At 62.8% G+C, this 8,170-nt stretch carries 9 protein-coding genes; 4 read left to right on the top strand and 5 right to left on the bottom strand.

Going from position 1 to position 8,170, the window contains the following annotated elements:
• Positions 1–90 precede the first annotated feature (90 nt).
• From SE92_RS12080 to SE92_RS12060, 5 genes are all read right to left on the bottom strand, one after another.
• Complete coding sequence (locus SE92_RS12080) at positions 91–975, bottom strand: ABC transporter ATP-binding protein (RefSeq protein WP_157095356.1); 885 nt, start codon at positions 973–975, stop codon at positions 91–93.
• Positions 960–1,871 carry an ABC transporter permease gene (locus tag SE92_RS12075; protein WP_157095354.1) on the bottom strand — a complete coding sequence of 304 codons (912 nt, stop codon included), beginning with the start codon at positions 1,869–1,871 and terminating at the stop codon, positions 960–962. The genes SE92_RS12080 and SE92_RS12075 overlap by 16 nt, the downstream gene beginning before the upstream one ends.
• On the bottom strand, positions 1,868–3,289 hold the full coding sequence (locus SE92_RS12070; RefSeq protein WP_063195901.1) for an ABC transporter substrate-binding protein: 1,422 nt from the start codon (positions 3,287–3,289) through the stop codon (positions 1,868–1,870). The genes SE92_RS12075 and SE92_RS12070 overlap by 4 nt, the downstream gene beginning before the upstream one ends.
• A 181-nt stretch (positions 3,290–3,470) precedes the next feature.
• The gene (locus SE92_RS12065; RefSeq protein WP_063195900.1) at positions 3,471–4,244 is read right to left on the bottom strand and encodes a Crp/Fnr family transcriptional regulator; all 774 of its coding nucleotides are present in this window, start codon (positions 4,242–4,244) and stop codon (positions 3,471–3,473) included.
• A gap of 186 nt (positions 4,245–4,430) precedes the next feature.
• Positions 4,431–4,727, bottom strand: coding sequence for a gamma-butyrobetaine hydroxylase-like domain-containing protein (locus tag SE92_RS12060; protein WP_063203480.1), 297 nt, complete (start codon positions 4,725–4,727; stop codon positions 4,431–4,433).
• A 209-nt stretch (positions 4,728–4,936) separates the two neighbouring features.
• On the opposite strand from SE92_RS12060, the gene SE92_RS12055 reads away from it, so the two are divergent.
• From SE92_RS12055 to SE92_RS12040, 4 genes are all read left to right on the top strand, one after another.
• The gene (locus SE92_RS12055) at positions 4,937–5,710 is read left to right on the top strand and encodes a ferredoxin--NADP reductase (RefSeq protein WP_063195899.1); all 774 of its coding nucleotides are present in this window, start codon (positions 4,937–4,939) and stop codon (positions 5,708–5,710) included.
• A 101-nt stretch (positions 5,711–5,811) separates the two neighbouring features.
• The gene (locus tag SE92_RS12050) at positions 5,812–7,554 is read left to right on the top strand and encodes a fumarate reductase/succinate dehydrogenase flavoprotein subunit (RefSeq protein ID WP_063195898.1); all 1,743 of its coding nucleotides are present in this window, start codon (positions 5,812–5,814) and stop codon (positions 7,552–7,554) included.
• Positions 7,555–7,585: 31 nt separating this feature from the next.
• Complete coding sequence (locus SE92_RS12045; protein WP_007593252.1) at positions 7,586–7,819, top strand: 4Fe-4S dicluster domain-containing protein; 234 nt, start codon at positions 7,586–7,588, stop codon at positions 7,817–7,819.
• Positions 7,820–7,821: 2 nt separating this feature from the next.
• On the top strand, positions 7,822–8,170 hold a 349-nt coding region (locus SE92_RS12040; protein ID WP_198172618.1), incomplete at its 3' end, for a HEAT repeat domain-containing protein.

The following is an 8,170-nucleotide window of genomic DNA, read 5'->3' as shown; positions in this document are numbered from 1 at the left end:
AGTTTGCGGACGCAGACCCCTCATCCGCCTTGCCTTCGGCAAGGCACCTTCTCCCACAAGGGGAGAAGGGAAGTAAGAGCGCTGGCTGCCTCAAATCACATCCGCCAGCGAGTGCCCGTGCAACTCGATGCTCAGGCCCTGCATGCCCATGTCGTTGATCTCGCCGCCCATGGCTTTCAGGCTTTCCTCGCGGATCAGCGACATCAGCCCGCGGCGCAACGCCAGGAACTCCGACGACATCATCATCGATTGCTGCCGCGGCCGTTCAAGGGGAATCGGGATCTCCGCCTTGATCGAGCCGGGACGAGCAGTCATGCAGTAGACGCGGTCGGACAGGAAGATCGCCTCGTCGATGTCGTGGGTGACGAACAGCACCGAGATCTTCAGCCGCTGCCACATGTTGGTGAGGATCTGCTGCATGATGACGCGGGTCTGCGCATCGAGCGCACCGAACGGTTCATCGAGCAGCAGCACCTTCGGCCCCGTCGCCAGTGCACGGACGATGCCGACGCGCTGCTTCATGCCGCCGGAGAGTTTTTCGGGATAGTGCTTCTCAAAGGCTTCGAGGCCGGCGAGCCCGAGCAGCGTGCGTGCGGCGCGCTCACGCTGGGAGCGCGGCATGCCGCGCATCTTCAGGCCGAACTCAACATTCTCTCGCACCGTCTTCCAGGGGAACAGCGAATATTGCTGAAACACCATGCCGCGCTCGGCACTGGGGCCGTTGACGCGCTCGCCGTCGACGGTGACGATGCCCGTGGTGGGCTTGAGGAAGCCGGCCACCGCATTCAGCAGCGTCGATTTTCCGCAGCCGGAGGGGCCGACGATCGAGACGAACTCACCCGGCTTGACATGGATCTGCGTGTCGGTGACGGCCTGCACCGGCCCCTCGATCGTCTCATAGGCGAGGGAGAAGTTCTTGACCTCGATATGGCCCTTCGATGCGCTCGCAGCGATCTCGCTCACGTCGTCCTCCACGGCATCACCAATTTTCCCGCGCCCCTGATCAGGACGCTCGATCCGAGCCCCAGCACGCCGATCGCGATCATGCCGAGCGCGATGTCGGCGTACTGGACCAGCGAATAGGCCTCCCAGGTAAAGTAGCCGATGCCGTATTGCCCGGAGATCATCTCGGCGGCGATCAGCGAGACCCAGGCGACGCCCATGCCGACGGTGAGGCCGGTGAAAATGTGCGGCATCGAGGCCGGGAAATACACCTCGCGGAAGATCGAGCGCTCACGCGCGCCGAGACATTGCGCGGCGCGCACCAGCACCGGATCGACCAGCGACATGCCGTGCAGCGTGTTGACCAGGATCGGGAAGAACGAGCCGAGGAAGGTGATGAAGACGATACTCTGCTCGTTGGTCGGCCACAGCATGATCGCCATCGGCACCCAGGCGATCGCCGGAATCGGCCGCAGCACTTCGGCCACCGGGAAGACGATCTCGTGCACCAGCTTGAAACGGCCCATGATCAGGCCGAGCGGCACGCCGACGATGGCGGCGAGCGAGAAGCCGATGAAGATGCGCCGGCAACTCAGCAACACGTGCATCAGGAATTTGGGGTCATGGATCGCCTTGCTGAAGCTGGCGTAGACCGCGAGCGGCGAGGGCACGTTGGTGAAGCGCACGAAGAACACGACGCGATAGGTCGTGAGCAGGTGCCAGACCAGCAGGAAGGCGAGCAGAGAAATCAGGCCGATCGCAATCGCGCGCAGGCCCGCCCGATTGAGCCGGTACCAGCGCAGCGCAAGCGTGCCGAAGGAAGGCGGCGCCGTGGGCGGGGTGATGGCGGCGGGCGCAGGGCCCGCCTCTGCAATGGCTGTTGCCGGCATGCTGTCCTCGGGATGTCGGACGAGGGCGGGGCTGCTCACGTCTTGCCTCCGCCGACAGCGGCCTTCACCGCATCATCGAAGCCGAGCACCTTGCCGCTGATCTTGGTCGCATAAGCCTCGGCGTCCTTCTTGAGCAGGAACGGGGCGACCTCGCCGTTGCCGACTGCGAAGAAGGCCTGGTCAGCGAACAGCTTGATGCCCCGCGTGGTGTCGAAGACATAGGCGACGTTGATCTTCTTGCCCTTGGCCTTGTAGTCGGCATAGGCGCCGAGCGTGCAGCTGGCCGACGAGAAGGGCATGATACCGGCCCCATCCACCCAGACCTCGCCGGCCTTGCGCGGATCGGCGACCGGCTTCTTGCAGAAGCTGTCTTCGCCCGAGATCTCGTAATTCCTGGTGCTGGCAAGCTGCGCGTCGTAATCGAGCTTCATCTCGGCATAGGCCTTGCGGATGTAGCTGTCGTCGACCCACTTCTTCGGATCGAACTCCTTCATGCGGCCGAGGTTCTGCAGCACCTTGACGTCGATTGCGGCGGCATCGATCAGCGCCGGCTTGATCGTGGGATCGGTGGTCATGTTGCCGCTCGGGCCGAGGAAGATGTAGACGACCTCCTTGCTGATGCCGGTCCATTCCTGGATCTTTTCGGCGGCGAGCTTGGGATCGTCGCGCAGCCACTGATTGGCGGCGATCAGCGCCTTGAAGTAGGCGACGACGACCTCCGGATATTTCTCGGCGAAGTCGGTGCGGACAACGATGCCGTGGAAGGTCGGCAAATTGGTCTCGACGCCGTCGAAGATCTTGCGTGCAAAGCCGCGGAACGGCAGCAGCTCGGCGAAGGGAACGAAGTCGGCATGCGCGTCGATCTTCTTCTCCTGCAGGTTGGTCGAGCCGACCTCCGGGCTCTGGCTGACGAGCTGGAAGAAATCGGAGGCATAGCCGCGGTCCTGCATCGCCTTCAGCACCATGCCGTGCGCGGCGGAGCCGAACGGCACACTGACGAGCTTGCCCTTGAGATCAGCGAGGTCGTAATAGGGCGAATCTTTGTGGACGACGAGGCCATTGCCCGAACCGGACAGGCTGTAGGCGGCGATGCCGATCAGCCGGCTCTTGCTCTCGGGGTTGCTCTCGAAGGTGAAGCCGTTCACGATCAGCGGATAGTCGCCCATCATGCCGATCTGCAGCTTGTTCGCCATCATCGCATTGGTGACGGGCGGACCCGAGGTGAAGTTCTGCCACTCCAGTTCGAACTTGATGTTCGCGTATTTGCCGTCCTTGGGCAGATACTTTTCGAGGAGATGCAGCTGGCGGATGACGACGCCGGCGGTCACGGTGTTGGTCGTGGTGTCCTGCGTTCCGATGCCGAGCGTGACGGTTTCCGCCCAAGCCGGCTGCGTGACGAGTAGTGCCAGCGACGTCACCGACATCGCGATCGAGAGCGTGGGAAGATGGCGGACCATTCTCATCCTCATTCGGTTGGATGTGCTGTGGTTGCCATGATTGGGTGAGGCAGGGGGCAGGGCAAATCCGGAGTGACGACAGCAGTCGATTAGTTGCCGGGAAAAGGTGATTGCATACTCCTTGAGCAGTCCTGCACTATAAAGCCGCTTGCCTGTGCATCGGCCTTGGCCGCAAATTCCCCTAGTCGGATGCGTGACCGCGCATCTCCTCCAGCACGTCGGTGCGGCAGACCACGATCTGCGACCGCTTGGTCAGCACGATTCCCTTTTCCTGCATGCGTTTCAGGCTGATCGTGACCCATTGCCTGGTGGCGCCGACCATGTGGGCGAGATCGGCGTGGGTGAACGCGGCGGCGATGACGCGGCCATCGGCGTCCTCGACGCCGTAGAGCTCGACGAGATGCAGCAGGAGATGCGCAAGGCGCTGGGTGATCGACCGCGTTCCCAGCATCTGCGCCAGGGCCGAATAGCATTTGCCCTTGAAGGTGAGGCCTTCGATCAGGCCGATGGCAAGATTCGGGATCTCGGCGGCGAGGGACCGCAACTCCTTGCCGGGCAGGTGCACCACGCTGCAATTGCTGGAGGCGACGCCGGACCATTGATGCACGGTGCCTTCGAACACTTCGGGCCCGCCGACGAAATTGCCGACATGCCAATAGGCCAGCGTGATCTCGCGCCCGAGCGGCGAGGTGTAGAACACGCGGATACGGCCGCTCTCAATCAGCCAGATTCCGTCATGCTTGCCGCCCTGGCTGAACAAGGTCTGGCCGCGGTTCAGGACCTTTCGACGGCCCTGCTTCAGCACCAACTCCCGCTCGCGCGGCGAGAGCTTGTCCATCAGCGGTGGTGGACCGCCGATCCATTGCTGGTTCTCGGTGAGCAGCAGCGAGGAACTGCCCGCAGGCCGGACTACCGGGGGCACAGCCCCGCGAACCGAATTCGCCGCCTGCAACATCGTCTGCCTCCGGAACGTTCAAACTGTTCTAAAGAGGAGCAATGTCCGTGCCAGATGAAGGCCCTCCGTCATTCCAGGATGCGCGCAAAGCGCGCAGCCCCGGAATCCATAACCACGAGCGGGGGTTATGGATTCCGGGCTCGCCCTTCGGGCGTCCCGGAATGACGAGCTCTCGGTGAGTGCGGCCTACCGCCCTGCCAAGCTCAGTAGATACGTCTTCGGGTAAATCCCCCGGTTGTGCCCATCCGAGAACGCGATGTTCAGCCCGTAGCCGAGATCGCCGATCTCGGTGATCGCAATGCCCGGGAACGTTTCCGGGAATCGACCGTCGAAGCGGGCGCGGGTGCAATGGGCGCATTTGCAGGAGAGGCGGAGCGTTTCGGCGGGCACGCTGAGCGCGTCGTCCTGCGCAGTGCGGACGAGGAGCGCGGCTAGATCTGCGCTGGTTTCATAGTCGGCAACGGTCGGTGCCACCAGGGTCATGGTCATGACGAACCTCCAGCTTCTTCCTACGTCGACGGGGAGCCGGACGAATAGCAACTAATTGCCGAAGCGGATGCGTGGTGCCGCCTTCACTGCCTTCTGCTCGATCATCGTCCGCGAAATGTGAAACTAATCGACTGGGAACCTCACTTCCGAATTGCCGGACTCTCTTCTCTTCGTGACCTTGACGCCATCGAGAAGGAGAGACCATGAGCGCATTTCAGAGGGAAACGGTTTTGTCGGTCCGGCACTGGACTGAGTCCCTGTTCAGCTTCACCGCGACGCGCGATCCCGGCTTTCGTTTCCAGAACGGTCAGTTCGCGATGATCGGGCTCGAGGTCGAAGGCAAGCCGTTGATGCGGGCCTACAGCATGGCCAGCGCCAATCACGAGGAGGCGCTCGAGTTCTTCTCGATCAAGGTGCAGGACGGCCCGCTGACCTCGCGCCTGCAGAAGATCAGGGAGGGCGATATCATTCTCGTCGGCCGCAAGGCGACGGGCACGCTGATCACCGGCAATCTCATTCCCGGCAAGCGCCTCTTGCTGCTCTCGACCGGCACGGGCCTTGCGCCGTTCGCCAGCCTGATCAAGGACCCCGATGTCTACGAGAACTACGAGACCATCGTGCTTGCGCATGGCTGTCGACAGGTCTCCGAGCTCGCCTATGGCGAGCACCTTGTGGACGACCTGCGCAATCACGAATTCTTCGGGCCGCTGATCCGCGACAAGCTCGTCTATTACCCGACCGTCACCCGCGAGCCGTTCCGGAACCGCGGCCGCATCACCGATCTGATCGCCTCCAACCAGCTGTTCGACGATATCGGGCTACCAGGCCTCGATATCGAGACCGATCGCATCATGCTGTGCGGCAGTCCCGCGATGCTCGAGGAACTGCCCGCGATGTTCACCGCCCGCGGCTTCGTCGAGGGCAACCACAGCCAGCCCGGCCACTTCGTGATCGAAAAGGCCTTTGTCGAGCGCTGAGACCAAATCGCTGTCCGACGACAACTAATTGCTATCGCCGGACATCCACCTGAACAAGTCTGACGCAAAGGCGCCGGGGATCGGCGAACCAGGAGCAAGTGATGTCACTAGATCAGATCGTCGACGGACTTTCGGAGGTTTCCTGCGATGTGCTGGTGATCGGCGGCGGCACGGCCGGCCCGATGGCCGCGCTGAAAGCGAAGCTGAAGAACCCGAAGGCCAACGTCGTCCTGCTCGAAAAGGCCAACGTCAAGCGCTCCGGTGCGATCTCGATGGGCATGGACGGCCTGAACAACGCCGTCATCCCCGGCTATGCGACGCCGGAGCAATACACCAAGGAAATCACGATCGCCAACGACGGCATCGTCGATCAGAAGGCCGTCTATAAATACGCGCAGAACTGCTACTCGATCATCGAGGAGCTCGACAGCTTCGGCATCCGCTTCCTGAAGAACGAGAACGGCGATTATGCCGTCAAGAAGGTGCATCACATCGGCACCTACGTGCTGCCGATGCCGAACGGCGAAACCGTGAAGAAGGCGCTGTATCGCCAGCTCCGCCGCGCCCGCATCCTGATCTCGAACCGCTACATGGCGACGCGGCTGCTCAAGTCTGCCGATGGTCGCATCGCAGGTGTCGTTAGCGTCAACACCCGCACCGCCGAGATGCTGGTGATCAAAGCCAAGGCCGTGATCCTTTGCATGGGCGCCGCCGGCCGCCTGGGCCTGCCGACCTCCGGCTATATGTTCGGCACCTACGAGAACGCCGCCAATTCCGGCGACGGCTATGCGATGGCCTATCATGCCGGGGCGGCGCTCGCGAACCTCGAATGCTACCAGATCAATCCGCTGATCAAGGACTATAACGGCCCGGCCTGCGCCTATGTCGCCGGCCCCTTCGGGGCCTTCACCGCGAACAACGAAGGTTCCCGCTTCATCGAATGCGATTACTGGTCCGGCCAGATGATGCTGGAGTTCTACAACGAGCTGCTTTCAGGCAAGGGCCCGGTGTTCCTTCAGCTCAAGCATCTTCATCCCGACACCATTTCCGAGATCGAATCCACGCTGCACAAGGTGGAGCGCCCGACGCGTGGCTTGTTCCAGCAGGGACGCGGTGTCGACTATCGCAACGACTCGATCGAGATGCACATCTCCGAAATCGGCTTCTGCTCTGGGCACAGCGCCTCCGGCGTGTTCGTGGACGACAATGCCCGCACCACCGTGCCGGGCCTCTATGCCGCCGGCGACATGGCGAGCGTGCCGCATAACTACATGCTCGGCGCCTTCACCAATGGAGCGGTTGCCGGCATTGACGCGATGGAGTTCGCCGACAACCACGATTTCGCGGAGTTCGACGCCGCTGACGTCGCGATGGAGCGCGACCGCGTGATGGCGCCCACGAAGCGCGAGGACGGCATTCCGCCCAACCAGGTCGAGTACAAGACCCGCCGCCTCGTCAACGACTATCTGCAGCCGCCGAAGGTCACGCGCAAATACGAGCTCGGCATGCGCCGTCTCGCCGAGGCGCGGGAGGACATGCAGGAGCGCATGATCGCACGTAACGCGCACGAATTGCTCCGCGCCCTCGAAGTGCAGTCGATCATGGACTGCGCCGACATGGCCGCGCACGCCTCGCTCTACCGCGAGGAGAGCCGCTGGGGCCTCTACCATTGGCGCACGGACTTCCCGGAAAAGGACAACGAGAACTGGTTCTGCCACACGCTGCTGTCCAAGCAGGACGGCAAGATGACCAGCGAGAAACGCGCCGTGGAGCCTTACGTCGTCCCGATCGCCGACGACGAAAAGGACCTCTACGACAAGCAGCGCATCCGCGCTTCCGCCTGATCCACCGCGCATAAGCAACAGGAGACATCACATGCCTCTCGCGTCCTATCAGACATCGGTTCCGGTGGTCGTCGACGACGCCAAATGCATCGCGGACAAGGGCTGCACGGTGTGCGTCGACGTCTGCCCGCTCGACGTCTTGCGCATCAGCGACATGACCAACAAGGCCTACATGGCCTATGACGAGTGCTGGTACTGCATGCCCTGCGAAGCCGATTGTCCGACCGGTGCCGTCACCGTCAACATTCCCTATTTGTTGAGGTGACCATGTCGAGCCCGTTCGAATCCTACGACGATCTCGAAGACGCCGACGAACGGCTTCAGGCCGCCGATCCCGCCGAGCGCCGCGTCGCCATCATCGCGCTCGGCCATTCCGGCGATCCGGCCGCGGTTCCGCATCTCGCCAACATGGTCGCCGATCCCGACGCCGGCGTACGCCAGCAGGTCGCGATGGCGCTTGGCGAGTTCGACGGGCCCGAGGCAGCGAGCGCGCTGGTGAAGCTGTTGGTCGATCCTGAAAGGATCGTGGCGGCCGCGGCGGCCGACAGCATGGCCGAGTTCAAGGATCCCGCCTGTGCCGACGTGATCCTGCCGCTCGTCAGGCACGCCCACGCCT

The sequence above is a fragment of the Bradyrhizobium sp. AT1 genome (assembly GCF_001590795.1).
In the GTDB taxonomy this organism is placed as follows: Bacteria; Pseudomonadota; Alphaproteobacteria; order Rhizobiales; family Xanthobacteraceae; genus Bradyrhizobium.
The sequence above is the reverse complement of the archived record's forward strand: the minus strand, read 5'-3'. Positions and strand labels throughout refer to the sequence as shown.

Coding starts and splice junctions, on each gene's coding strand:
- SE92_RS12070 (WP_063195901.1), bottom strand. CDS start 3,289: ATGGTCCGCCATCTTCCCACGCTCTCGATCGCGATGTCGGTGACGTCG.
- SE92_RS12065 (WP_063195900.1), bottom strand. CDS start 4,244: ATGTTGCAGGCGGCGAATTCGGTTCGCGGGGCTGTGCCCCCGGTAGTC.
- SE92_RS12060 (WP_063203480.1), bottom strand. CDS start 4,727: ATGACCCTGGTGGCACCGACCGTTGCCGACTATGAAACCAGCGCAGAT.
- SE92_RS12055 (WP_063195899.1), top strand. CDS start 4,937: ATGAGCGCATTTCAGAGGGAAACGGTTTTGTCGGTCCGGCACTGGACT.
- SE92_RS12050 (WP_063195898.1), top strand. CDS start 5,812: ATGTCACTAGATCAGATCGTCGACGGACTTTCGGAGGTTTCCTGCGAT.
- SE92_RS12045 (WP_007593252.1), top strand. CDS start 7,586: ATGCCTCTCGCGTCCTATCAGACATCGGTTCCGGTGGTCGTCGACGAC.